The organism is Noviherbaspirillum suwonense (assembly GCF_900182955.1).
GTDB lineage: Bacteria > Pseudomonadota > Gammaproteobacteria > Burkholderiales > Burkholderiaceae_D > Noviherbaspirillum_A > Noviherbaspirillum_A suwonense.
The window spans coordinates 1-1,239 of record NZ_FXUL01000072.1 but is presented as its reverse complement, the minus strand read 5'-3'; the positions used below and the strand labels follow the sequence as shown (position 1 = coordinate 1,239).

Annotated in this window: 1 protein-coding gene; it reads left to right on the top strand. The window is 60.8% G+C overall.

Going from position 1 to position 1,239, the window contains the following annotated elements; all coding sequences use genetic code 11:
- Positions 1-69 precede the first annotated feature (69 nt).
- On the top strand, positions 70-1,095 hold the full coding sequence (locus QOL82_RS29130; protein ID WP_283445823.1) for an IS5 family transposase: 1,026 nt from the start codon (positions 70-72) through the stop codon (positions 1,093-1,095).
- Positions 1,096-1,239 lie beyond the last annotated feature (144 nt).

Genomic DNA, 1,239 nt, shown 5'->3' with positions numbered 1-1,239 from the left:
TAAGGGCACCTCGAAAAACCGCTGCGGGTCTGGCAAAATGTGGGCGCCTCGAACTTGACGTAAATTTTCATGATCAAGACCAGTCTGTTTGCCGACCAGGAGCGCGAAGCCAAGCTGAACCGGCTTGGTGATGCACTGCAGGTGATGGAGCAGCATGTCGACTTCGCCGCGCTTGCTGCGGAGGTCGACCTTGCGGCGCCGCGCCCCAGCCGCGAGCGCGGCGGCCGTCCGCCTTTCCCGACCGAACTGATGGTGCGTGTGCTGTTGATCCAGCAGCTATTCAACTTGAGTGATGAGCAGATGGAATTCCAGCTGCTCGACCGATTGAGTTTCCAGCGCTTCGTCGGGTTACGCGCCAGCAGCCAGATCCCGGACCGGACGACGATCTGGACCTTCAAGGAGCGCTTGATCCAGGCTGGCGCCAGCGAGAGCGTGTTCGATGCCGTTCATCGCCAGCTGGCCAGGCACGGCTACATTGCGCGCGGTGGCCAGATGATCGACGCGAGCATCGTGGAGGCGCCCAGGCAGTCACTGAACAAGGAAGAGAAAGCCATCGTCAGCGAAGGCGCGATGCCGGCTGACTGGACGCCAGTGAAACGGCGCCAGAAGGATATAGATGCGCGCTGGACCAGGAAACACGGCAAGTCCTACTTCGGCTATAAGGTGTCGGCCAATGCCGACAAGCGCTACAAGCTGGTGCGCAAGATCAAGGTGAGCACGGCAAGCGAACACGACACCCTGCACTTCGAGGACGTGCTCGATTCCGCCAACACGAACCGGGACATCCTGGCTGACAAGGGGTATGTCGATGGCGAGCGCGAAGCGCGACTGAGCAAACAGGGCTGGCGCATGCACATCCAGCGCAAAGGCAGCAAAGACAAGCCGATCTCCGAGGCGCAGCAGCGGCGCAATCATCGCATCGCCAAAACGCGTGCACGCATCGAGCACGCGCTCGCATGCCTGGCACAGATGGGCGGCAAGACGCTGCGCTCCATTGGCCTGGCACGCGCAAGGCTGCATCTGAACTGGAAGGTCGCTGCTTACAACCTGCAGCGCCTCGTTTACCTGAAGGAGGCCGGGGTCGAGGCATTTTGATGCCCGAGGTCCGTCTGGACCGCCAAAAACGAGCATCACCGCCTGAAAAAGAGGTCGGGAAATGACGACGCTCGCGCGTTGCTGGGCACATTCAAATGCTTGGCTCGCTGATGACGGCGAAATCACGTGTTATTCGAGGTGCCC